24 protein-coding genes are annotated in these 25418 nt (G+C 42.8%); 12 read left to right on the forward strand and 12 right to left on the reverse strand.

Features of this window, described 5'->3' with window-relative positions; translation table 11 throughout:
• Positions 1-406: 406 nt before the first annotated feature.
• The 8 genes from tsaA (at position 407) to gspK (ending at position 8501) form a co-directional block, all read left to right on the forward strand.
• Positions 407-1276: a tRNA (N6-threonylcarbamoyladenosine(37)-N6)-methyltransferase TrmO gene (gene tsaA / locus ACIGBM_RS04920; protein ID WP_397476948.1), complete on the forward strand. Its 870-nt coding sequence runs from the start codon at positions 407-409 to the stop codon at positions 1274-1276.
• Between the two features lie 59 nt (positions 1277-1335).
• Positions 1336-3123, forward strand: a complete 1788-nt coding sequence (locus ACIGBM_RS04925) for a GspE/PulE family protein (RefSeq protein WP_397476949.1) — start codon at positions 1336-1338, stop codon at positions 3121-3123.
• A gap of 158 nt (positions 3124-3281) precedes the next feature.
• On the forward strand, positions 3282-4070 hold the full coding sequence (locus ACIGBM_RS04930; RefSeq protein ID WP_179798865.1) for a TatD family hydrolase: 789 nt from the start codon (positions 3282-3284) through the stop codon (positions 4068-4070).
• Positions 4071-4303: 233 nt separating this feature from the next.
• On the forward strand, positions 4304-4987 hold the full coding sequence (locus ACIGBM_RS04935) for a TetR/AcrR family transcriptional regulator (protein ID WP_057759351.1): 684 nt from the start codon (positions 4304-4306) through the stop codon (positions 4985-4987).
• Between the two features lie 405 nt (positions 4988-5392).
• Entirely contained in the window at positions 5393-6022 is a 630-nt protein-coding gene (locus ACIGBM_RS04940) for a prepilin-type cleavage/methylation domain-containing protein (RefSeq protein ID WP_397476950.1), read from the forward strand.
• Between the two features lie 38 nt (positions 6023-6060).
• Positions 6061-6531: a type II secretion system minor pseudopilin GspI gene (gene gspI / locus ACIGBM_RS04945; protein WP_397476951.1), complete on the forward strand. Its 471-nt coding sequence runs from the start codon at positions 6061-6063 to the stop codon at positions 6529-6531.
• Complete coding sequence (gspJ, locus tag ACIGBM_RS04950) at positions 6528-7385, forward strand: type II secretion system minor pseudopilin GspJ (RefSeq protein ID WP_397476952.1); 858 nt, start codon at positions 6528-6530, stop codon at positions 7383-7385. Before gspI ends, gspJ begins: the two co-directional genes overlap by 4 nt.
• Positions 7386-7433: 48 nt before the next feature.
• Positions 7434-8501: a type II secretion system minor pseudopilin GspK gene (gspK, locus tag ACIGBM_RS04955; protein ID WP_397476953.1), complete on the forward strand. Its 1068-nt coding sequence runs from the start codon at positions 7434-7436 to the stop codon at positions 8499-8501.
• Positions 8502-8522: 21 nt separating this feature from the next.
• Here gspK and ACIGBM_RS04960 read toward each other — a convergent pair whose 3' ends face one another.
• The 4 genes from ACIGBM_RS04960 to ychF all read right to left on the reverse strand — a co-directional run bounded on the left by ACIGBM_RS04960 (position 8523) and on the right by ychF (position 12829).
• Entirely contained in the window at positions 8523-9203 is a 681-nt protein-coding gene (locus tag ACIGBM_RS04960; RefSeq protein WP_057759356.1) for a TetR family transcriptional regulator, read from the reverse strand.
• 104 nt (positions 9204-9307) lie between these two features.
• Complete coding sequence (locus ACIGBM_RS04965; protein ID WP_397476954.1) at positions 9308-10723, reverse strand: deoxyguanosinetriphosphate triphosphohydrolase; 1416 nt, start codon at positions 10721-10723, stop codon at positions 9308-9310.
• A 274-nt stretch (positions 10724-10997) separates the two neighbouring features.
• Positions 10998-11609, reverse strand: coding sequence for a hypothetical protein (locus ACIGBM_RS04970; RefSeq protein WP_397476955.1), 612 nt, complete (start codon positions 11607-11609; stop codon positions 10998-11000).
• A gap of 128 nt (positions 11610-11737) precedes the next feature.
• Complete coding sequence (gene ychF / locus ACIGBM_RS04975; RefSeq protein WP_102094907.1) at positions 11738-12829, reverse strand: redox-regulated ATPase YchF; 1092 nt, start codon at positions 12827-12829, stop codon at positions 11738-11740.
• A 409-nt stretch (positions 12830-13238) separates the two neighbouring features.
• Here ychF and ACIGBM_RS04980 point away from each other — a divergent pair, with 409 nt between their 5' ends.
• From ACIGBM_RS04980 to ACIGBM_RS04990, 3 genes are all read left to right on the forward strand, one after another.
• Positions 13239-15443, forward strand: coding sequence for an ATP-dependent helicase (locus ACIGBM_RS04980; protein ID WP_397476956.1), 2205 nt, complete (start codon positions 13239-13241; stop codon positions 15441-15443).
• A gap of 343 nt (positions 15444-15786) precedes the next feature.
• Positions 15787-17034 carry an NAD(P)/FAD-dependent oxidoreductase gene (locus tag ACIGBM_RS04985; RefSeq protein ID WP_397476957.1) on the forward strand — a complete coding sequence of 416 codons (1248 nt, stop codon included), beginning with the start codon at positions 15787-15789 and terminating at the stop codon, positions 17032-17034.
• A gap of 163 nt (positions 17035-17197) precedes the next feature.
• Positions 17198-17536 carry a RidA family protein gene (locus ACIGBM_RS04990; RefSeq protein ID WP_102091315.1) on the forward strand — a complete coding sequence of 113 codons (339 nt, stop codon included), beginning with the start codon at positions 17198-17200 and terminating at the stop codon, positions 17534-17536.
• Between the two features lie 178 nt (positions 17537-17714).
• Here ACIGBM_RS04990 and ACIGBM_RS04995 read toward each other — a convergent pair whose 3' ends face one another.
• Together ACIGBM_RS04995 and ACIGBM_RS05000 are read right to left on the reverse strand one after the other, a co-directional pair.
• The gene (locus ACIGBM_RS04995) at positions 17715-18527 is read right to left on the reverse strand and encodes an enoyl-CoA hydratase (RefSeq protein ID WP_397476958.1); all 813 of its coding nucleotides are present in this window, start codon (positions 18525-18527) and stop codon (positions 17715-17717) included.
• 194 nt (positions 18528-18721) lie between these two features.
• Positions 18722-19222 carry a lactoylglutathione lyase family protein gene (locus tag ACIGBM_RS05000; protein WP_101205448.1) on the reverse strand — a complete coding sequence of 167 codons (501 nt, stop codon included), beginning with the start codon at positions 19220-19222 and terminating at the stop codon, positions 18722-18724.
• Between the two features lie 107 nt (positions 19223-19329).
• Here ACIGBM_RS05000 and ACIGBM_RS05005 point away from each other — a divergent pair, with 107 nt between their 5' ends.
• Positions 19330-20199 carry a LysR family transcriptional regulator gene (locus ACIGBM_RS05005; protein WP_397476959.1) on the forward strand — a complete coding sequence of 290 codons (870 nt, stop codon included), beginning with the start codon at positions 19330-19332 and terminating at the stop codon, positions 20197-20199.
• A 111-nt stretch (positions 20200-20310) separates the two neighbouring features.
• Here ACIGBM_RS05005 and ACIGBM_RS05010 read toward each other — a convergent pair whose 3' ends face one another.
• The 6 genes from ACIGBM_RS05010 to rpsF form a co-directional block, all read right to left on the reverse strand.
• Positions 20311-21447, reverse strand: coding sequence for a glycerate kinase (locus ACIGBM_RS05010; protein ID WP_397476960.1), 1137 nt, complete (start codon positions 21445-21447; stop codon positions 20311-20313).
• 112 nt (positions 21448-21559) lie between these two features.
• On the reverse strand, positions 21560-22918 hold the full coding sequence (locus ACIGBM_RS05015) for a GntP family permease (protein WP_397476961.1): 1359 nt from the start codon (positions 22916-22918) through the stop codon (positions 21560-21562).
• Positions 22919-23386: 468 nt separating this feature from the next.
• Positions 23387-23626, reverse strand: a complete 240-nt coding sequence (locus ACIGBM_RS05020) for a hypothetical protein (protein WP_397476962.1) — start codon at positions 23624-23626, stop codon at positions 23387-23389.
• Between the two features lie 354 nt (positions 23627-23980).
• On the reverse strand, positions 23981-24487 hold the full coding sequence (gene rplI / locus ACIGBM_RS05025) for a 50S ribosomal protein L9 (protein ID WP_057759378.1): 507 nt from the start codon (positions 24485-24487) through the stop codon (positions 23981-23983).
• Between the two features lie 20 nt (positions 24488-24507).
• The gene (gene rpsR, locus ACIGBM_RS05030; RefSeq protein WP_010198808.1) at positions 24508-24738 is read right to left on the reverse strand and encodes a 30S ribosomal protein S18; all 231 of its coding nucleotides are present in this window, start codon (positions 24736-24738) and stop codon (positions 24508-24510) included.
• Between the two features lie 16 nt (positions 24739-24754).
• Positions 24755-25159 (reverse strand): 30S ribosomal protein S6, encoded by a 405-nt coding sequence (rpsF, locus tag ACIGBM_RS05035; protein ID WP_101205443.1) that lies wholly within the window; start codon positions 25157-25159, stop codon positions 24755-24757.
• Between the last annotated feature and the right edge of the window lie 259 nt (positions 25160-25418).

Genomic DNA, 25418 nt, shown 5'->3' on the forward strand with positions numbered 1-25418 from the left:
GTTATTTGTGTGTTGAGTTTGAATAAGTATTAAATCAGAATTTTCAATGTTAAATTGAACATTATAAAAACGTATCAGTCTTTTAATCGTTGTCGAAACTGCTATTTTTATGAACGAGTAAATGATGAGTAAGCGTAATAGAGTTGGTTTATCAGCTTATATATAGCCAGCTATTACGTCATTAGACATAGTAAATTTGCGTCAACGATGACAGCATTACCGGTCATATCGCCCAAATGTAAATGACTCTCATCAAATTTCTTGCTCATAATACCAAACTTTAAAATAAAAATCCGTCTAGCAGTGTTTGTCTAGCATGATAAAATGGAATATCGTTAGTGAGTAATTTTGTATCATTTGGCAAAACTGCTTTATCAAGACAGTTTTGTATTACTGGAGTTGGTATATGCTTGATGAGAATCCCCTGTTAGATAACTACCATCAAGCTCCTGTCATTGGCTATCACCGTGCGCCGATTTCACAAAAATTCGGTGCGCCGCGCCAGCCAAACCTAGTAGCCCTGACTAGTGTCATTGAGATGTTAGCGCCATATGATACGCCAGCTGCATTTGATGGTTTGGATAAGTTTAGCCATATATGGGTGAGTTGGCAGTTTCATCATAATTATCGATATAAAAACAATAATAAAACCAGTAGTGACTTTCGCGCTCAAGTACGACCACCGAGATTGGGCGGTAATCAAAAAATAGGGGTATTTGCCAGTCGAAGCATGTATCGTCCTTCGGGGTTAGGCCTATCTGTCGTCAAGCTCGAGCAAGTCAAAATAGTTCAAGGTCGTGTATTATTGATTATCAAAGGTGCTGATATGATAGATGGCACGCCAATCATCGATATAAAGCCATATGTGGCCTATAGTGATGCGTTGATTCAGGCAGAGAGTGGATTTGCACCAACCGCTCCAGAATTATTAACTGTGACCGTGACCGATGCAGCTAACGAGCAGTTTATGATGCTAGTAAGCGCAGGCAAGCCTAGTAATGCTCATAGTGATACAAGCAACAATGATACAAGCATCAATGACGCAAACACTGGATTGAATAATGCGACAGTTGTGTCTACGATTCATCATATACAAAGTCAATTGATAGGCTCAGATATGAGCATTATCAAAGAGCTAATTGCCCAAGACCCGCGTCCAGCTTATCGACGAACAGAGATAGCCACACCATTTGTTATGCGTTATAAATCCGTTGATGTGAGTTTTCAGTTGATAGAATCAGGACAGCTACAGATAATCGCTGTGGTTACGGTGTAGCTGGCTTGCATCGATAGCGTTTTTGACAACACATTTTAAAACAATAGAAGAAGAGAGATATGTCTGCTCAACAGTACTCGATAGTGATTGATTTGCGTTGGTGTCTAGATGAGCTATTGGCAGATAAAGTGATTGACCAACGCGGCTATAACCTAGTCATTACTAGCCGTCGCGACAAAGCGCAGCATCCTTTGCTCACGATTAGTGAATTTGGCTTGCCGAATGGCCATGCGACGGACAATAGCGCTGAAAATAAATTAACTTTGGCTTGGCTCAACCAATGGTTGGCAGCTAAAGCAGACATGACTTTCGTTCGTATTGACCCTCTAAAAGTTGATGTCCCTGCAGTCACACAATTGATGTCATTTGAATATGCACGTTCGCAGCATATTCTACCGATTGAGGTCGCTGTAGACGAAGTGATTATTGGAACGGATCAGCCTTTTTATACTGACTGGCACTCGAGTATTGAAAAATTGATCAAATCAAAAAGCTATCGTACGGTCTATATCAATCCTGAGCAGATCAAACGCTATCGGCAAGAGTTCTATCAAGTCACCCAAGCGATTGCAGGCGCAAATAGTGTCCATAAGCGTGCAGCTGCCGATGTGACTAATGTCGAAGCCTTATTGCAATTGGGTGACAATACCAACCCTGATGCCAATGACCAGCATATTGTCAGAGTTGTTGACTGGCTGCTGCAATATGCCTTTGAGCAACGAGCTAGTGATATCCATTTAGAGCCACGTCGTGAGACAGGTAAGGTACGCTTCCGTATTGATGGTGTGCTACATACGGTGTATGAGATGCCATTGGCAATCATCGTCGCGGTGACCGCACGTATCAAAATTTTAGGACGGCTAAATGTCGCAGAAAAGCGTAAGCCGCAAGATGGTCGTTTAAAAACGCGAACGCCGAAGGGACTAGAGACAGAGCTTCGTTTGTCGACTATGCCAACCGCCTTCGGTGAAAAGCTAGTCATGCGGGTATTTGACCCTGAAGTACTGGTACGTTCCTTTGCTCAGCTTGGTCTATCGGGCAAGCAGCTTGAAACGTGGCATGAATTGACTGCTCATCCAAATGGGATTATTTTGGTCACTGGGCCTACAGGTTCAGGTAAAACCACGACCTTGTATAGTACTCTCAAGCAGTTAGCAACTGAACAAGTCAATGTCTGTACCATTGAAGATCCTATTGAAATGATTGAACCTGCATTTAATCAAATGCAAGTGAATCCAGGTGTCGATTTAAACTTTGCTGATGGCATTCGCTCTTTGATGCGTCAAGATCCTGATATTATTATGGTGGGGGAGATTCGTGATGCTGAAACAGCCAATATGGCAGTACAAGCTTCATTGACAGGACATTTGGTGCTCTCGACACTACATACTAACGATGCGCCAAGTTCAATCACTCGCTTGCATGATTTGGGTATTCAGCCATTTTTGACATCAGCGACTATCTTAGGCGTAATGGCACAGCGCTTGTTACGTACACTATGCCCGCATTGCAAAAAAGCGGTAGACGTTGTGCCAGACAGCGAGGTTGCCATTCAATGGCAGGAGTTGGTACAGCCTTGGCGCGCGCCTGCCCCAGCACAAATTTATATGGCTCAAGGTTGCGAGCATTGTCGACACACTGGTTATCAGGGACGAGTCGGCCTATACGAGATTATGCCATTGTCTAACGAGTTAAAAAAACTGGTCGCAGCCGATACAAACTTAGATGTGCTCAAACAACAAGCCTATCGTGAAGGTCTACAGCCATTACGTCTATCGGGGGCAAAACGTATTAGTGAAGGTGTGACAACCATAGAAGAGGTAATGCGAGTCGTGCCTCTTAATTAGTCTCATATATTAGGACGAGGATTGGTGAATAGGTTTTTAAAAGTAGAAAATACGATGCCACTTGAAAACAGCTTCCTTCACAGCAATCAATGCAAATAAGATTTAAATTTTTAATTCCCAGACTTTTAATTGAGAAAGTTTTAACAACGAGATTATTTATGTTTACAGATACTCATTGTCACCTCAACCGTTTAGATTTGACGAAATATGATGGTAAATTATCTGGCGCGATTGACGCCATGAAAACTGCTAATGTTACCCGTGCGATGGCGATCATGTGTGATTTTGCGGAGTATGACGAGATTGCCAATATTGTGAGCACCTACGGTGACGAGACACTAAATCTAGGGATGAGTGTAGGGATTCATCCCTGTGAAGATATCGAGGTACTGAAATCAGCGACGGTTGAGCGTCTAATAGAGACTGCTGATAAAGACCATGTATGGGCAATAGGCGAAACAGGGCTAGATTACTACTGGTCTACAGAAAATAAAAAAGAGCAGCAAGCCAGTCTTGCACGTCATATCCATGCCAGTCAGCAACTAAAAAAACCGCTTGTTATACATATGCGTGACGCAAAAGAAGATACGATCGATATCTTAAAAAGTGAAGGCGCTGAGCATGGTATTATTCATTGCTTCACTGAAGATTGGGAGACTGCGAAACGTGCTTTAGATTTAGGATTTTATATCTCTTTCTCAGGTATTGTTAGCTTTAAAAGTGCCCAAAATATCCAAGATGCTGCAAGGCACATGCCTAGAGACAGAATCTTGATTGAGACCGACAGTCCATATTTGGCGCCTGTGCCTAAGCGTGGTCGTCCCAATGAGCCTGCCTACGTACCTTATGTTGCCAGCTTTATCGCAGATATGTACGGTTGTGATAGTAACGAGGTCGGAGCATTAACCGCAAAAAACTTTGAAAATTTACTGGCACAGTATCGCTAAAATGGTTATGCTATGACCAGTCAGTCATTTATGTGATAGTCGTATAGTTCAATCCCCTTTAGTATTTAATTTACTAAATGTAACTATATGATTATCAATGACTATTTGTAAATATAAGCATATCCCTTTTATGGTATTTCAGCAGTTCTTGTATAGTTTTATACGCTCATTGCCAAATGTACGCACATAATTGATGGTCATATGCTTAATCTTGTCATGTTTTAGGAGAGATTATGAGTCGTCAGCACCAGTTCAAGGCACGAGAAGAGAACATCTTAGCGATGGCAGAACAATTGCTACTTGAGTCAGGCGATGGTGATATCACTTTAGACAGTTTGGCAGATCAGCTCGATTTGGCTAAAGGCACCCTGTACAAGCATTTCTCCAGTAAAGATGAGCTTTATCTGCGTATTATTATTCGTTACGAAGAGCAATTGTTTGAGATTAACCGTATTGATGACTGCCCCTCGGCAGGTGTGGCCCGCATGATTTTCCAGCAGTTATTCAACCCGCAAAAAGCCATGCTTTTGAACCAAATCGAAGAGCGTCTGGCAGCATCAGTAACTGGTCTCAATCGTTTGTTTGGTGAGTTATATGATATCCGTCGCCAGCGCATGAAGCGTTTGATTGATATTATTAGTGCATACCTAAAAGATGAGCACAGCAATTTGAGTACTCGTGATTATCTATCGTCTATTTGGGCGATTGGTCAGGGCGGTGCAGGGCTCTTAAACTCAAGCTTTTACCAACGCTACTTAGGTCGCCGTGATACGCTGCGTTACGCCTTTGTTCAGCAAGTGCTAGAGTTGCCAAGCCATTATCCTGCTGATGATGAAGAGGTCATGGATGAGGATATGCAAGAGCTGGTAGAGCAAATCGATACTGAATCAGAAGAGCACCGCAATACCAACTACTAAAGTAGTTATTGGTAAAGTAACCCTTAGTAAAGTAATTATTAATAAACTAGCAAGTAATTTTTGGGTTATGAACCTTTCTTGGTTTTAATAAATCGTGTTGTAATGCGTACTATTGCAGCACGATTTGTATTATGAATTTATATATCTTCTAATATTCTTCAAAACCCTTTCTCATTCTGCGACAATTAAAATTGGGCTTATAGGTGCAATATGCCGGTCACTGTCAAGACTCAGTCCAGTTCAGCGGCTACTTGCTCTTTCACTTTAATTAGTCAAACGTCTCAGTCAAACTGCTTAGATGCAAGACCTACAGACCGTTGTCGAAGCTGCGTCTCCATATCAACTGATACCCATCACTTATCATCATTCTCATCAATAAACAGTCGGACACAGACTGGTTTTACATTGGTAGAAATCGTGGTGGTAGTGGTTATCTTATCTATATTTGCTGGCATAATGAGTTTGTCTGTCGGTAGCAGTGAATCCCGCAAAAACCGCGCTTTTTATGAGCATCTTACCGATTCGTTGAGCTACGTTCGCCTATTGTCGGCTGAACGTATGAAGCCGATGGGTTTGCGTATGCAGGCAGATAAGCAAGGACAAGTAGAGTCAGTCATTGTTACCCTATCAAATCCATATGTTGCGTATCAGACAACTAATATGACGTCAGATAGTATCGACAGTCAGCCTAAGAATGCTATGGAGCTGTCGGCAGAGGTGGCTGGTTTATCAGACTCTACTGATGAGCAAAAACCAACGCCAAGTTGGGAGGTCGAGTCGGGTATTAGCTTGCCTGAACTACCCACTGGCGTGAGTATTAGAGTTCAAAATTTGGATTCTAGCGGTTTACAAAATATGGGACGAACCCAAACGTTACAGCCTTGGTTTAGCGATCAAAACGTACCGCAGGTATTGTGGTTTGGTACGGGACAAGCAACGCCCGTTACCATTGAAGTACTTCACGATTCGCGTTTAGTAGGCGAGGTGATTACCATAATGCCAGATGGCAGCATGCGAATCGGACAGGGGTTATAGTGGCTAAATTATATAAACCTCCTATGACAAGCCAGCCTATGTCACCAAAATCTATATCACTCAAGTGTGGACGCGAGAGCGGCTTTACCCTTATCGAAGTGATGGTTGCTCTGGCTATTTTAGCAGTGGTAGCCGTCGCGGCGAGCCGTGCCAGTAGTGCATACCTTGGTTCGGTTGATATATTGCGTACTCGTACGCTTGCTCACTTCGTCGCCCAAAATGCCGCCGCTGATTTGCGTATTCAAGAGACGTGGCTGACAGCCAACCGCACCCAAACCGTTAATGCTCAAGGGCATGATTGGCAAATAGTAATGACAGTCGGTGACGCCATCACACCTGCCCTAAAAGAAGTGAATATCGCAGTTGCGCCTATTATAGATGGACAGATACGCACATCGGTCACTGATATCACTGTGATGCTAAGTAATGCTGAGCAAGATACGGGCAGTTTGGATTTAAGTGTTCTAAGCACAACAGGTGATAGCGGGCAAGCAGGGGGCGGTCTGTGAGGCATCAGCGTGGTTTTACACTGCTTGAGCTAATGGTTGCGATGGCAATATTTGCGATGCTAGCCGTTGCAGGCTGGCAAGTGTTTGATGGGGTCAACCGTGCTCGTGAGCGCGCACAATTTCATGCTGGCAATCTGGCTGTCTTGCAGTACGCTTATTTACAGTTACAGCAAGACATGGGTCAAATTATCCCTTATCAAGAGATTACTACCCAGAGTGTTAGTGTAGCGAATAACAGTCCAAGCGATAGTACTAACGCGAACAACAAACCCCAATCAAGTGAACAAATAAACGAAATAGCGCCTGAGCCCTTTATGAGTTTAGATGGCGAGCATATCAGCTTTGTACGCTTTGCCGATCCTGATCCACGATATCAGAATAGCAATAGCCTCCAACGTATCGAATATATTTTTGCGGATGAGCGTTTGATACGTCGCCAGTATACCAGTATGGAAGGCGGGCGAGACAGCGTCAGCCTAGACAGCGTATTGCTCGAAGGTGTCACAGCAGGAAGCTGGCAAGCTTATCTACCAGAGCTAAGTACCAGATTTCCAAGCGATGACGCGAACAGTAGTACAAATACAGCGGTGAGACAATCAGCGAATCCAGCTAGTCCTAAGCCCACAGCTGTTTTATTACCGAAAGGAATCGCGGTTAGCTTTACATACCAAGACATGCCAATCACTTGGCAATGGGCACTTGCTCCACAACCGATAGCGCATAGCAATAGTCAAAGCACAGTCAATAACACAGATAGTAGCAGCAATGATAATGCTAATAATGACAACAGCGGTAGTGATGGTAGTGACAATAATAGTAGTGCGGATAATAGCAATTTAGGAACGAATAATTGAGAAGGTAGTAGTTAAAATGCATCAATTGCTCAACAACAAAGGCTATGTATGTCAATGACTGCGAACTCTCAACGCGGTGTTGCACTGCTGACTATCTTATTATTGGTAGTAAGTATTACTGTGGTTGCAGGATCGATGCTTGCTAGCCAAAAAATTGCAATTAGGCGTAGTGGTCTGTTATTCGATCAAAATCAGTTGCTGCAAGATATCGATGCAGGTCAACAGTTAGCAGTGACGATGATTCGCGCTGATGGCAACCTCAATGATACGGATAGTGCGCAAGATATCTGGGCGCAGCCTATACCACCTTATACATTGGCTAGTCACAGTGTCAGCATCGAGCTACGCGATGAGTCTGGTCGTTTTAACATCAATAATTTGTATCAAGATGGGTCGGCCAATACCACTGCTTTAGCAGTATTCCAACGACTACTCACGCAACTAAATCTAGAGCCTGATATTGCTATTGCTATACTTGATTGGCAAGATGCAGACGACGAGGTATACCAAGATGGCGGTGACGAAAGTACGGTATATGCGCAGCAGTCAAACGCTGTAGCAACAAATGCTTTGCCAAATCAGTCTTTTGTTAGTATCGATCAGCTACTAGAAGTAAAAGGGGTGAGCGCTGAAACATTATCAGTATTACGGCCTTATCTTACTGCGGTGCCTTATTATGTGCCTATTAATATCAATACTGCCAGTCCCGTATTGTTAGCCGCACTAGTTGATGGTGCTAACAGCCAACAGATGCAATCACTGGTAGATATGCGCGCGCAGCAGGCGCTGACGTCTATTGATGCAGTATGGCAATTACCGATATTTGGCAGTGTGAATGATGAGCAACGAAAAGCCTTAACACCCATGCTCGCAGTTGATAGCCAAGCATTTATGGTGCTTATCACAGCGACTGATAATGCAACTGTCGGTCAGGCGAAAGAGCGTTTTGCTACTGTTTTGATTAGTAAAACTGTCGTTGATAATAATCAAGTAGTTAATAGTAGTGAGGCTGCTAATAATAATCAGGCGAGTAATAGTAGTGAGGTAGACAGTAAAATGCCCAAGGAAGTCAAAGTAGTGACACAGCGACTATGGGCATTTCGTCCGAGCTTTTAGCAGATGGTATTGAGATCGTATTTAGTCTTTGAGGCGTGTTTCTTCGCTAGACTTCCAGTTATAAGCCCCGTAAAAAAGCATCTGTGCTTGACGAGTACAGTTATGTAGCATTAGCTGTTTGTTCTCTTCGATTTCGTTGAGATCAATCTCATCATCGTGATCTTCCGTGTAGGTCAGCTCTAGCCAATCAATAATCCAAGAGAAAAACATATTCACACCAGCCTCAGCCAATAGACGACGGTCATAAGCGTTGATATGGGTAAACGCTGGCTGCAACGCTAAGTCGTCGGCCAACCCTTGAGCATGTATCTTAATCAACTCATTAATGGCTTTTCTTACTGCTTCTGACCCACCATAACGCTCACTGACCAAGAACTGCCAGTAATAAGGCTGATCGCTGACCATGTACAAGAACAGCTGAATGCTTTTTGCGATTTGACGATCAAAGCTACGTTTACGGCCAATCTGCAAGCTATCACTTAACGTGGCTAACGTACCGCCCAATTCCTCAATGACCAAAGCGCGCCCGAGTGACTCCATATCATCAAAATGGCGATAAAACGCAGTCGGCACAACGCCAACCTCGCGTGTTACTTGTCTGAGACTGATAGAGCTAAAAGATTGCCCTGTCATACATAAATCGAGCACAGCATTAAAAAAGGCGTGCCGAGTTTGAAGTTTTTTTTGTTCGCGACTGCTCATAATATTTCAAAATTGTCCGGTAGGTGTTTATCATACTCATTTCAACGCATAAATACGACTGAAATACGCCATTCGTGTTAATTTACTAAACCTGCACTGGTCTTTTAAACCACTGTGCCCCAATGACCCTGCAGTTCTTGCGCCAGTCGATAAGCTTCATGGTCATTCATACCTGTAATAAAATCCAAAATATTTAAGACATTATGATAGATATCGTCAGACAAGATGCGGCGATGTTCGTCAAGATGGGGCTGTAGTAATCTTAACAGACGTTGTTGCTCAAAAGACATCGGCGGCTGCATAGTAGCAGTTTGAGATCCAGTCCAAGCGAGCGGCATAAAGGCATTCAATAGGCTATGCAAACATTGATTAGCCATAAGCTCCATTCTTACTTTGCTCGGATGATTAAATATTTTTTCGCGTGCCAGTTGCTTAGCTTGATTGATACCATTCTGTACGCTGGTATCGCAATGGGCAAATAGGCTGCCTTGAAGTGTACCAGCTAGCAATGCATCACTATTGGCTACAAAAGCATCGGTAACTGTATTGACCAAACGCATCATGGCTCGTGCGCGCAGGGAGGCGAGGCTTTGTCTGACAGACATATGCGCTGGCAAGTTTACGCTACTCGGACGTTCACCAATCAGCTCATAAAATATCGTGGCAACTTCGCTATAGGTTAGCATATTCAGATTGATGCCATCTTCTAAATCGATTAGCGCATAACAGATGTCATCTGCCGCTTCTAGCAGGTAAGCCAATGGATGGCGCGCAAAGCCATCGTGTTGCTCTGAGCGCGGTAAATGCAAACACGCAGCTAACTCTTCTAGTTGAGACGCCTCGCTATAAAAGCAGCCAAATTTCTGCACGGTATAATGGTTGTCATTGACATCGTTACTGTGAGTTGCCAACCACGGATACTTCATAAAGGCGCCTAGCGTGGCACAGGTGAGCCGCATACCACCCTTATCAGGATGATGCTCATTACGTGCCAATAGGCGAAAGCCTTGAGCATTACCCTCGTATGCCAGTAAGTCTAATCGCTCATTGCTGCTTAAATTTCGCAAAACTGCTTGCGGCTCAGGCTGTCTGAACCAGTCACGAATCGCATACTCTCCAGCGTGGCCAAAAGGCGGATTGCCAATGTCATGAGCGAGACAAGCTGCTTGTACGATCACGCCGACGTCTGCTGGTGAAACTCCTGCTGGTAGGCCGCTACCTAATGCATCATGGATTTTTTCGGCGGCCATCATTCCCAAAGAGCGACCAATAGAAGAAACTTCTAGCGAATGAGTCAGGCGCGTATGAATACCGAGCTGATTGGTCAATGGATGGACTTGTGTTTTCTGATTTAACTGGCGAAAAGAGTGAGAAAATACCAGTCTGTCATAGTCTTTGTGAAACTGAGAGCGAGTACTGGTATTGGCGTTAAATTTTTTGGAAGCACCAAGACGCTGTGAGTTGAGGAGATGTGACCATTGTGTGGTAGGGGACGGCAAAGAGGTTGGTGTACTTAGCATATTGAAACATCCGGAACCAAGGGAGTCTCTAGCATAGCAAAATAGCGCCCTTGGTACAGCTATATAGTCAGAGAACTACTAAACGGCTACGGTGTTACCCTCCTTAGAGGTACTATTTGTACAATCTGCAATCAGCTGCTTTATACCCGTTTTAGACTTCTTTGACTAGAGTTAATGCCCTATAAATTGGATACGATGTCAGTTTTGCTTAGCCTACTATTGGTAGTAATTTCACTCGCCTTGCTTGTATCCAAATTATATTGAAACGACTATATTAAGACTTTTGACAGTTAAAAAGTACGTCTTCCTTGTCGATAGCTACATCGCTGTCCAGTGTCTTATTAAGCAACGTCGCTTTGTCTCCATTGACTTGCCATATGATGCCGTGGGTATCGTCTAATCCAATATCGCTGATATAGATGCCCTTATCAGCATCAGTTTCACTATTAGCAGTAGCTGTTAAATCGTATTCGATACCATCGATGAGCAAATGCGCTGTCTGCGGTGTACTGTCGCTATGATAAGAAACGCCGATAGTAGCAGTAGGCTCACAAGAGAAAGGAGTGCTGCTGGCATGAGCTGCATGATCGTGACCTGCGTGCGCATGTTCCTCGTGGCTATGACTTTCATGACTGTGATCTTCATGATTAGGCCCTTCATGATCGTGTTCCATATCACTATGCTCTTCGTGGCCGTGATCTTCATGCTCTTTATCATCATGCATCTCATGACCTTGTTCATGTTCGGCGTGATTATCTATTGGTGCTTCTTCAGATGCCACTGCATCGGTATCGTTGTTTGGCTGACAGCCCAATAGAGAGCCTGCCATCACACTACCTAGTATAGTAATACCTGCAAGTTTAGAGAAAGAGAAATAAGCCGCCATAATATAAGTCCTTAAATAAGCAAAATAAAGATATGTTATAATATAACAATATACTGACAAAATAAAGCCGATGATGGAGAATATCCAACATCGGCTAATTAACTTTAAATAATCTGTACTACTTAAAGTTACACGTTAAATCTAAAGTGCATCACATCGCCATCTTGCACGATGTAAGTTTTACCTTCTAGACGCGATTTACCAGCAGCAGCAGCGCCTTTTTCACCGTTGTATTCGATAAAGTCGTCATACGCAATGACTTCAGCACGAATAAAACCACGCTCAAAATCAGTATGAATCACGCCAGCTGCTTGCGGCGCTGTCGCACCAATAGCGACAGTCCAAGCACGTACTTCTTTTACGCCAGCGGTAAAGTAAGTCTGCATATCAAGTAAGTCATAGCCACCGCGAATGACTTGATCAAGACCAGCTTCTTCCATATCCATCTCAGCTAGGAAGTCTTTTTTATCGTCTTCATCGAGCTGAGCGATTTCAGATTCGATCTGGTTGCATAGGGCGATGACGATAGAGTCTTCACCAGTGGCATAATCACGAACAGCGTCAAGGTATGGGTTATTTTCAAAACCATCTTCAGAGACGTTAGCGATATACATGGTTGGTTTTAGCGTGATTAGACCATAGCTTCTGATCAGTTTTTTCTCATCAGCGTCTAGGTTAGCAGCACGAGCCGCTTTGCCTTCTGCTAGTAATGGCTCAATCTTTTTGAACACATCAAGCATGGCGCCAGCATCTTTATCGCCGCCTTTTGCTTTTTTGGTCAAGTTAAATACCGCGCGCTCAACAGCTTCTAGATCCGCAAGTGCCAGTTCAGTATTGATGGTTTCGATATCATCAATCGGGCTAACGCGGCCATCAACGTGTACCACATTGTCATCATCAAAACAGCGTACCACATGAGCAATTGCATCGGTCTCACGGATGTTCGCTAGGAACTGGTTGCCCATGCCTTCGCCTTTTGACGCGCCTGCGACCAAACCTGCAATATCGACAAACTCCATGGTCGTTGGTAATACGCGTTCAGGATTGACGATATCAGCCAGTTGTTTTAGGCGTGGGTCTGGTACTGGCACGATACCCGTGTTGGGATCTTTGGTACAAAATGGAAAGTTTTCAGCGGCGATACCCGCTTTGGTCAACGCATTAAACAAGGTGGATTTACCCACGTTTGGTAGGCCGACGATGCCGCAATTAAAACCCATAACATTCTCTCAATGTATTAATAAAATCAGTTGGTATAAAGTTTGGTTAAATGATAAATCAAAATTGGGCACATTGTAGCAAATTTACCTGAATAGGGGTGAGGTTGTTACGGTATATGCTCAGGTTTTTACCTGATAATGATAAGCAGCTTTATGATAAAAGCAGGTCATATTTGGGGCTTAGAAATGAATAAGGCGAATCAATAAGAGTGACGCATAGCTCATGTGGGCTAATAAATCCTATTTTTTAATATGCTAAACTGTCACGCATAGATAAGGGCTTGAACTTCACGTAAATTCAGCACATATATTCTGTCAATTTTAGCAAATCATACTTATTCTAAAGCTATAAACAGTCAGACATACGCTGATAATATCGCTAAAATAAAATGTAAGGCAATTTTAGACAATGACAACCTCGATTTTTGACACACGCCACTATAAATACCCGCAGAACTTCCTTGAGATGAAGCCTAAACTGACTCGACTTGAGCAGGCCATTAAAAAGTTAGAAGCGAATTTAATCGATACTGCTGAGACGACAAATATTAAGTTGTTAAAGCAGAGGCTAGATAGTGGATTGGGGTTAAAGGTTTACTATGCCAGAGAGTTAAATCCCGATCAGTTAATGGCCGCGACTACGATCGAGGGCAAAGTATTGGTAATTGCTGGAGCTGGCTCAGGCAAGACCAAAACCTTGACCTATCGGACCAGTTATCTATTAGAAAATGGGGTGTCGCCTAAAGAGATTTTGCTACTGACCTTTACGCGTAAAGCCGCGAATGAGATAAAGGATAGAGCTAAGTCCTTGCTAGCAAGCAGTCTTTCAAATCAAGAACTATCAGACGAAGAGCTGGCTGAGGATAAGCTGCCAACTGATAAAGCATTAAATAGCATCACTAGTGGTACTTTTCACTCGTTTTGTAATATGCTGCTGCGCCAGTATTCAGGACTACTCGGTATCAATCCAAGGTTTACGATTTTGGATACTGGCGATAGTGAGGATGCTATCGACTTGGTGCATAAAGAAAAAAAGTATCCTGCTCAAACCAAGGCACAGGCCTTTCCGCGCAAAAAAACACTGCAAAATATCATATCGACGTCTAGAAGTAGACGTATACATATTCGCGACTTAATCGAAAGTAACTACCCAGATATCGCCGTACATATTCCAATTATCGAACAATTGGCAGTCGACTTTCATGAGTACAAGCGGGCCAATCACTTATATGATTTTGACGATATTATCAGCCAAGTGGTACGTCATTTGAAGACCAATGACACCTTTCGACAGCTACTGCAAAGCCAGTATCGTTACATTATGGTTGATGAGTATCAAGACACTAATATTCCGCAAAAGCAGCTAATCGACTTAATATGTGAGCCTGAGACGGTATCACTGATGGTAGTCGGCGACGACAATCAAAGTATTTACGCGTTTCGCGGTGCCAATTATGAAAATATTTTGCTATTCGGTGAGACTTATCCTCAAGCCAAACTTATTAAGCTTGAGCAAAATTATCGCAGCTCGCCATCCGTTTTAAATTATATCAACGCGTTGTCCGCGCAAATCACGCTAGGCTATCAAAAGCAGCTGTATTCTGATGCGCCGATAGAAGGACACAAACCAGTATTTCGACGACTAAGTGATGAGCCAAAAGAAGCGGGCTATATCACTGATAAAATTGTCGCGCTAAAGCCAGAGTATGACTACAACGACTTTGCGGTATTATGCCGTACGTCTTTTCAGTCCAATTACGTACAGCTAGAGTTTATGGCGCGCAATATTCCCTTTATCGTCGTGGGTGGTATCAAGTTCATTGAAAGACGTCATATCAAAGACGTATTGGCCTTTGTCAAAATACTCTACAACCCAAATGACACAATCGCTTGGCATCGTATTTTAACTTTGTTTAAAGGGGTGGGTGCAGTGACGGCGACGCGCTTAACCCAAGCTATTACTGCTGACAATAATGCGTTTGAATCTTTACTGGCAGCGCCTTTTGCAAAAAAAAGTGATCAGCTAGAACCTCTATATCATGCGCTTACTAAGGCACAGCAAGCTGAATCGGTCGAGACAGCTATTGAGAATATTCTTGAGTTTTATATTCCAGTGTTAAAGCTGATTGAAGACAATTGGCGTGAGCGTACCGAAGACTTTCGGGTGCTAAAGAACTTAGCGACAGAGCACACAAGCCTTGATAGTTTTTTAGAAAACCTCGCTTTAGACCCTCCTAATGATTCGGTGGCTGTCATGGGTAATCTGGATAATGGACAAGACAGTAGCAATGACAAAGTCACTATCTCGACCATTCATAGTGCTAAGGGACTTGAGTGGCCAGTAGTGTTTGTTAACTCATTGGTAGATGGCATCACGCCGCATCACCGTTCTTTGGATGACTTTGAAGCATTAGAAGAAGAGCGTAAGCTGTTTTATGTTGCCTGTAGTCGTGCCAAAACGCAGTTATATCTGACAGCACCAAACTACTTTTCTAGTTATTCTGGATATTTTGATAAGCCGTCACGTTTTATCGCTGAGCTATCTGCAAACGAGGTAACGGTTGAGACGACAAGGCGGACCATGATAGAAGACGATGATCCCATTTGGTGGTAATACGCTATGTTGAGTTGATTATCCAATCAATTAAACATAAGCTAATAAGGTTATTCAGTAATATAGATAAGTGAGCTTTCGAATAGTCGAAAGTTTCATGATCAAAAAAATGGAATAATTTGACGCTATTTTCATCAAATTTGTTGCTAGATTATTGCTCAGAGCTAGTATTATTCCTATCAAAAATACCTTCTCAGAAACCTCATAACCAAAAGTATGTGACGCAAAAATATTTCTCAGATAAGGGTTTCAAATTTGTCCTAATGCGTTACTATTACCACCTAATTCTGTTAGACCCTTATATTTGATACTCTGTATTAACACCCTAAGAAAAGGATAGGTTATGCGCTACGAAGTTATCGTTATCGGTGCAGGTATGGTTGGCACGTCAATCGCGTGGCATCTACAAAAAAATAACTCAAATGTATTATTGTTAGACAAAAAGTTGCCAGGGTCAGAGACCTCATACGGCAATGCAGGATTGATTCAGCGCGAAGCCATTCATACACATCCTTTTCCTCGTCAGCTGACAGAAATGATCAGAGTGTTGCCAAACCAAGGTACCGATATTCGCTATCGTATTCCAGCCATTTTGCGTTATCACCAAGCCCTGCTTCAGTACTGGAAATACTCTACACCTGCTTCAGTCAAAAAGATTGAATCAGAGTGGCAGACGTTGATTGAGCATTGTACCAGTGAGCACCAAACCATGATTAGCGCTTCTGGTGCTGACGAGCTCATTACTCGTGATGGTTGGTTGCAATTGCATCGCTCAGAAGAGACGTTTAAAGAAGCGCAAGCAGCAGCCATTGATGCTCGCAACCAAGGAGTTGAGCATAATGTGTTGAACGTTGCAGAACTAAAAGCCATGGAGCCTAGTGCCAATTTTGAAGGTTTTGTTGGTGCGATTCATTGGAAAAACTCTTGGCAAGTATCGAACCCAAGCTCGCTCGTGAAAGCTTATGCAAAAAACTTCCAAGATATGCAGGGTACGATCAAAGAAAGCGATGTGAAAGAAATCGTAAAAGACGGCGAAGGCTGGAAAGTTATCACTGATAACGATACCTACTATAGTGACAAATTGGTTATCGCAGCAGGCCCATGGTCTAATGATTTGATCAGACCACTTGGCTATAACTTGCCATTGTTCCCAATGCGCGGCTATCATCAGCATTTCAAAGTGACAGAAAAGAACACTATCAATCACAGTATGTTTGATATGGACAAAGGCTTTGTGATGGGGCCAATGCAGCAGGGTATCCGTATTACTACTGGTGCTGAGATGACCACGATGAATGCGCCAAAGAACTTTGGTCAGTTAAAAACTGTATTGAAGCTGGCGAAAAAAATCTTGCCACTAGAAGATGCGGTTGAGAGTGAAGCATGGGCAGGCTCTCGTCCTTGTATGCCTGATATGAAGCCAGTAATCGGTCCTGCAGACAAGCATGACAAACTATGGTTCGCATTTGGTCACAGCCATCAAGGCTTTACCTTAGGACCAATGACAGGGCGTCTGGTCGAAGAGATGATTCACGATAAGCCTGCATTGGTCGATCTTGCACCATTTAGTGCCCAGCGTTTTTCTAACTAAGCGCGTATCTGATATATAGTTGATCCAATTTAAGAGCGGTACAAGGCAACCGAGTGCAGATGTATATGTGATACTTCAAGCGAGGTTAACGCTGTAACGCTTTTATAGTGGATTGATTATAGTTAGCACAGACTTAAATTAATAAATGAAAGGTATAGACATGATTAAGAAGCTACACAGCAATCAACGTATGAGCAAAACCGTAATCCATAACCAAACTATCTATTTGTGTGGTCAGGTAGGTAATGCAGAAGACGATATCAAAGCGCAAACATTGACTTGTCTAGAAAAAATCCAAACGTTGCTAGAAGAAGTTGGTAGTGATAAATCAAAGCTACTATCAGTAACGGTTTGGATCAAAGATATGGCTGACTTTGCTGCCATGAATGAAGTCTATGACCAGTGGTTTGAAGGTGTTCAGCCACCAGCTCGCGCTTGTGGTGAGTCAGCTTTAGCACGTCCTGAGCTATTGGTTGAGATGATCGCCATTGCTGCTGAGTAATAAACGGCTCGCAGTATCTGTATCAAATAGAAATAAAAAAGGCCATGATAGCGATATCGTGGCCTTTTTTGTACTTGGCAATAAGCAAGTTTAATTATTGAAAAAGGGCGTGCTAGCTTTCTAGATAAAGCTTACGCTATGTGACGTCAGCTAAGCAATACAATGATTATTATAGGAATTAGCACCCTTTCCATACCGCTTGGCGTTTCTCAATAAAAGCATCAATACCTTCACCCACATCGTCTGCCATCATATTGCCCGTCATTACTTCACTGGCATAGTCATATGCATCTTCAACGTTCATATCCAGTTGTTTATAAAACATATCTTTGCCAGTTCTCACCGCTACCGGAGATTTGGAAGTAATTGCTATTATCAGTGACTGTAGTGTTTGATCGAGTTGCTCTGCTGGTGCGACTCGATTGATCAATCCATATTGCAAGGCAGTATGCGCATCGATGAACTCACCTGTGATTAGCATCTCAAAAGCTTGCTTACGAGGTAGGTTACGGCTGACAGCAACGGCAGGCGTGGAGCAGAACAGTCCAACATTTATCCCAGAGGTGGCAAATTTTGCATTATCAGCGGCAACGGCCAAGTCACAAGCGGCGACCAGCTGACATCCTGCAGCGGTAGCAATCCCTTGTACTTTTGCAATAACGACTTGTGGCATACAGTTGATAGTAAGCATCATTTTGCTACATTGCTGGAATAGGGCACGGTGAAATGCTGCATCTGCATGCGTGTGCATCTGTTTTAGATTATGACCAGCACAGAATGCTTTGCCTGTCGCTTGAATCACGACTACTCTAATTGTGTCATCCTGAGCGATTTTGTCTAGCTCTGCTTGCATGGCAGATAGTACTTCAACGGACAGGGCATTGAATTGTTTGGGTTGGTTTAAGGTGAGCGTGACGACGCCACTTTCTTTATTGTCTTCTCTAATAACCAGAAGGTCGTCTAGGTCTAGAGTGGTGCCTAATTGAGTCATTTATCATCCTTGATAATGGGTTGGTTTATAGTTTTATATATAGTTGACTAAATAGTAGCATGGCTCATATTCTATACGATAGATGGAGCACATAGAAAGCGCACGAAAAAATAGCGCACTCAGATGATTAGTACGCTATTGGTTTTTCAATCAGATATAATCTAAATCTATACTAAGCTGTATATATACTGAACCTAGTATGCGCCTTCGCTATAGATAAGCTCGTAACTGTGGCTATAAATCTCAACGATGTTACCGAACGGGTCTTCCATATAAATCATGCGGTAAGGTTTTTCGCCAGGGTAGTAGTAGCGTGGTTTTTCCATACGCTTTTTACCGCCTGCTGCAACCATACGCTCAGCCAACTCTTCAACATTTGGATCTTGAACACAGAAGTGAAAGATACCTGTTTTCCAATATTCAAAGTTGTTTTCAGGGTTTTCTTGATTTTTGAATTCAAAAATCTCAACACCGATACGGTCACCAGTAGATAAGTGAGCGATACGGAAGCTGCCCCAACCTGCACCAAATACTTCAGTACACATCTCACCAATCGGGCTGTCATCTTCGACAATCTCAGTTGGTTCCATGATGGTGTACCAACCCATCACTTCGGTATAAAATTTTACGGCGGCATCTAAGTCAGGGACTGACAGACCGATGTGCGAAAAGCTTCTTGGATAAACGTTGTTCATAATTTGTGCTCCTGTTTGCTGTGCTCTTGTTTAACGTGAGACCAGTATACAAATGCACCGTTATTATGTAAAATTATCAAATATTATATAAATAAGTATGAGATGTAATGATAAATATCACATGGCTACGAACTTTCTGTACGCTTGCCGAAGTTGGACACTTTACTCGTACGGCTGAACGTCTATATATGACGCAGTCTGGTGTGAGCCAACACATAAGTAAGTTAGAGGAGCAACTAGATACAGACTTGTTGATTCGACAAGGAAAGCAGTTTTCATTGACCAATGCAGGTGAGCAGCTTTATAAAGAAGCAGGCGAGATACTGCAGCGATTATCAAATTTAGAACAGCGAATCGGTGAAGATCCGCCTTATGAAGGATTGGTACGGTTGATGTCACCGGGTAGTGTGGGCCTCAAACTATATCCGCAGCTTTTGACACTACAGCAGCAGCATCCAAAACTAGTAATTGATTACCGCTTTGCACCCAATTCTGACATTGAGCGGGCGTTGGCAAATCACGAGATTGATATCGGCTTTATGACAGATGTATCAGACGATGAAACGGTTAGCTGCAAACCTATGGCACAAGAAGCATTGATACTAGTAACCCCTGCGGCTACAGTAGAGCCTAGCTGGGAGCAGCTTATGGCACTTGGATTTATCGATCATCCGGATGGCGCCCATCATGCAGGCATGCTACTGACTGCCAATTATGAGCAATTTCAGCATATCAATGATTTTGAGAAAAAAGGATTTTCGAATCAGATAGGGTTAATCTTAGAGCCAGTCAGCAGAGGATTAGGCTTTACTGTTTTGCCAGCACATGCCGTGGCTGCTTATTCAAAGCCTGAGCTGATTAACAGTCATCATTTACCAGTTGCCGTTAGTGAGACGCTATATCTGGCAGTCAGACGACAGCAAGCACTTTCTAATAGAATGCATACGGTCATTGACGAAGTAAAAAAATGGCTATAGACATGTTAAGAATGATAAATGCACAGCTAACGAAGGGTTAATCGAAAGTTCAATAGCTGTGCATTTAGTGAAGGAGGCTTATTGATAGATTGAGCCTATGAAAAATTGCATCTATCTTAAAGTCTGCCCAAGTTTGATACTTGCAGCGATATTAGCAGCAGTAGTTTCAATATTGTTATAAGCAGAGCCTAACACGTTATCAATCGTGTCTACTTTTTGGATACTCGGCATGACCACATCGAACTGGCTAGTCTGAGCAGGTTTTAGCCCATCGACGCTGCCGCAGATAGCGATAACAGGTGTACGGCTGGCGTTAGCGATTTGGCTGATACCGCCTGCCACTTTACCCATGGCTGTTTGTGCATCGAGCTTACCTTCGCCAGTGATGACGAGATCAGTCTCTGCGATATGCTGTGACAGGTGAGCCACTTCGGCCACCGTATCAAAGCCTGACTTTAGCTGAGCTTGAAAGAACGTCATCATCGCATAGCCAAGACCGCCAGCCGCGCCAGCGCCTTCAACGTATTGACAGTCTTCATAGCCATGCTGTCCACATATGGTCGCAAATTGACTGAGTGCCTTGTCCAAAGTATTGACTTGTTCTGGGCACGCGCCTTTTTGTGGGCCAAATACTGCGCTTGCACCCAGCAGACCGCATAATGGATTGGTCACATCACAAGCAACCTCAAATACCGTGTCTGATATCTTTGCATGCAGGCTAGTATTATCGAGCTTATGTAGGCTGGCAAGTGCGCCACCACCATGAGTCAGTAGGCTATCATTGATGTCATGAAATGTTATGCCTAGCGCCATTAGCATGCCAAGGCCTGCATCATTGGTTGCGCTACCACCTAGACCGATAACGATACGCTTAGCACCTTCTTCTAATGCATCTTCGATCAGCTCCCCAACACCATAACTGCTCGCAATAACAGGATTACGCTCATCAGCTGTCAGTAGATGCAATCCGCACGCTTGAGCCACTTCGATAACAGCGGTCGCGTCAGGCAATAACAGATACTTTGCGGTAATCGGTCTCATCAATGGGTCATGTACTCTGACTTCTTTCCAGCGCCCGCCCAATACATAAGACAATACCGCTGAGGTGCCTTCACCGCCATCGGCCATTGGCAACAGCTTGTAGTCAGCATCTGGAAACACTTGACTAAAGCCAGACTGAATGGCATGGCACACGTCCAGTGCTTCTAAACTTTCTTTAAACGAGTCAGGGGCGATCAAAATTTTCATACGGCTCTCTTTGAATATCTTAATGACACGATCATTGCGATAGTGTCATGTTTTAAAACGTTTACTTAGTAATAATCAAATAAACGTATGTATAAGTACCCAATCTCATGAACTAGATAAATACTAGGGTCAACAACCAGATAAATACGATGCTAGTCACACCTTGGATACCAGTGGCCATTGAATGAGCCTTGTACGCTTGTGCCACGCTCATACGACTAAACTGGCTAACAATCCAAAAGAAGCTGTCATTGGCATGTGAGATGGTCATTGCACCAGCACCAATTGCCATCACGCAGAACACGCGTCCAAGTTCGCTGTCTAGGCCAATCTGGCTCAATAGTGGGGCAACCATAGCAGAAGTCGTAACCAATGCGACTGTGGTTGAGCCTTGTGCTGTTTTTAGTGCAGCAGAGACGATAAATGGCATGAAGATACCTAAACCCAAAGCAGATAGCGTCGAACCTAGGTAATCACCGATCGGCGTCACTTTTAGCATGGCACCAAACGCGCCACCAGCACCAGTGATCAATAGGATAGGGGCTGCCACTACCAAGCCTTGCGAGATACTGTCGCTGATTTCTTGCGTTTTTTGGCTTGATTTAATCAGGAAAAACGATAAGAACAAACCGATAAGTAGTGCAGTAAGCGGGTTACCAATGAATATTAAAATCTCTGCTACCATGCTACTGCCAAATGGTGCGCTTGGGAAATTAGCAACCGACGACAGACAGATTAATATGATAGGCACGATAATCGGTAAAAACGCCATTGTCGCTGAAGGCAAGTGGCTGTAATCATCACGAGTCTTCATTCCTTCAGGCATTGCGGCTGTAGGAGCGTCTGCCGCATTGATATTGTCAGGAGTAGCGTTAAGAAAGCGATTAGACCACCACCAGCCAGCTAGTACCGCAACTGCTGTCACGACCACACCGACCATAATGACCAAACCTAGATTTGACTCTAGACCTAAGTTACCTGCCGCTGCGATTGGGCCTGGCGTCGGCGGTACGAACGTGTGGGTAGCGTATAGACCAGTTGCCAAGGCAATGCTCATCGCGACACTTGATACATGTAGGCGCTCAGCTAAAGACTCTTTTAGAGAGTTCAAGATAATATAGCCAGAGTCACAAAATACAGGTATAGAAACGACTGCACCGACGATAGACATGGTCAAAGTAGGGAAGCGTGGCCCCAATACTTTGATGACTGACTCTGCCATTACGATAGCCGCACCTGTTTTTTCAAGGATTAAGCCAATAATTGTACCAAATACAATCACAAGACCGATATAGCCTAAGATACCACCGAAACCATCAGAAATCGTTTTGGCGACAGTATTAAGCGGTACTTGATAAAATAGCGCGACCAAAAAAGCGGACAAGATCAATACTAAAAAGGGATGCCACTTTAGTTTTGCGGTAGCGAAAATAATAAAAAGAATGGTCAGCACAAGCCAAAATACAATCATCACTGTCTCAATATGGTTTATATCTTAATTGATTACCAATGCAATATAGCCAATTATATCGAGATTAAACAGGGTATATAGCTTGCTAAGTCTACTCTGTGTAGTACTTTCACAGGCTTTTACCATGTCTACATGTAAACGATATCGAACCAACTATCTGCATCACTAACGATACGAAATTTTAAAGGGGCATATTTTATAGCAAATAGACGCCGCTAGGAAATAGATTCGTTAAATAGTTGGCGCTGTCGACAAAAAATTGAGAGATACTTAATTTTGAAATGAGAGAAATTAGTAATAAAACGTCGAAGACGTGTGTGGAAATACTTTTATAACTAGCAATTGCTAATACTTCAAACCAAAAAAACTGGCCATCTATAATGACCAGTTTTTGTCTAAACAATATTTATCTACCTGAGTAATAATTATTTTTAGGATAGATATTCTAAGAAGTACCCTGATTAACAATTAGGCAATCTTATCAAAGAAAGCTTTATTATTGGTAGCAGTTTCAGTATCAAAGCTGACGTAAATGCCTTGATCATCCAACGTGGCATACCAATGATCATCGTTGCCACTGGTCAGCAGCTGAAAGTATTTGTCATTAACTATTCTGCCAACTGTATATATTTCACCTTCGGAATAGTATGCATTACCTTGGATACAGATAAGCTTGTCATCGGTATGGATGTTATTATTTTCTTTCATGTTCTTGCGCCCTATTAGTACATTAGATAGCAGTAGATTATCAATTCTGCTAATAGTAATAAAGATGATTATATAGGCAGTATCTTGTTGTTTGGTATAGCGTTTTTAAGGTAGTTGTTGCATTTAGTTACTACAACATTGCATAGATAACACCGCTATCATAGCAATAGATTTTTTGAGAATTCTAAGCTGTTTAGGAATATATAAAATCCTAATTTATCGAGATAAAGGAGTGCAAGTTAGCGATATAAATATTCTAAATACATAGACCTTAAGGTCAAAAATGACGCACGTAAAAAAACCAGCAACCTAAGTTGCTGGTTTTTTATAGACTGAGTCTAACTATATAGAAGATTACTCTTCAGAATAGTCTTCTTCAGCAGCTTCTTCGTCAGCTGAATCTTCGTTGTTACCATCTTCAGAAAGAATAGTAACTAAGATGCTAGCAGTAACGTCATGATGTAGCTGAATATCAACATTGTATTCGCCAACTTGACGTAGAGTCCCTTCAGGTAGCTTGATTTCAGCACGGTCTACTTCTAGACCTGAGTTAGTCAATGCTTCAGCGATATCGCGAGTACCGATAGAGCCGAATAGCTTGCCTTCGTCACCTGATTTAGCACGCATGATAACATTAACGTCAGTCAATGCATCAGCACGCTCTTGAGCAACAGCGATCTCTTTTGCTTCTTCAGCTTCAAGTTCAGCACGACGTGCTTCGAACTTTTCAATGTTAGCTTTAGTAGCAGGTAGCGCTTTGCCCTGAGGGATAAGAAAGTTACGTCCGTAACCTGGTTTTACATCGACAGTTTCACCGAGTTTACCAAGGTTGACGATACGCTGTAACAAAATAATTTGCATGAGTCATTCCTAGTTAGCGGTTAACCTTGATGGTTATCAGTGTATGGAAGTAGCGATAAGTAACGAGCTTGCTTGATAGCAGTCGCTAATTGACGCTGATATTTAGTAGATGTACCAGTAATACGGCTTGGTACGATTTTACCATTATCACTAATGTACTGTTTTAGCAATTCAACATCTTTATAGTCGATGTGAGTGATGCCTTCAGCAGTGAAACGGCAGAATTTGCGACGGCGATAGAAACGTGCCATGAGTATTCTCCTTTAATTAGTCTTCACTGTTGTCGTTGTCGTCATTATCGTTTTCACGATTGTCTGGACGACGAGTAGTTGCTTTGCGTGCGCGTTTTTCATCGGCATTCTTGGCTAACTGCGACTCTTCAGTGACAGCTTCGTCACGGCGCATAACTAGACTACGAATGATCGCGTCGTTATAACGGAATAATTCTTCAAGTTCAGCTAAAGTTTCACCGTCAGTTTCAATGTTGAAAAGAACGTAATGAGCTTTGTGAATCTTGTTGATTGGATAAGCCAGTTGACGACGGCCCCAATCTTCTAGACGATGGATAACACCGTTGTTGTCTTGAACTAACTTGATGTAGCGCTCAACCATGCCGACCACTTGGTCGCTTTGGTCTGGGTGTACAAGTAACACCAGTTCGTAATGTCGCATTATGACTCCTTACGGATTAGTAGCTATTAACCCTATGTTAATAGCAAGGAGATTTATAAGGTAAGCCCAATTCTAGTCATATTTTATAAAAAACAATCAAGAATAAGCTTAGTTTATAAAGCGCCGTATTATAACAGTACTCGGCAACTAACACAAAGGTTAATCATCAAGCTACTGTCAATAAAATATAAAAAGAGGCTAAATAGGCTTTGCTAAATAAAAAAGCCGCGATAGTACGCAGCTTTTTTAAGTATAACGA

This window comes from Psychrobacter sp. NPDC077938 (assembly GCF_044542635.1).
Classification (GTDB): Bacteria; Pseudomonadota; Gammaproteobacteria; order Pseudomonadales; family Moraxellaceae; genus Psychrobacter.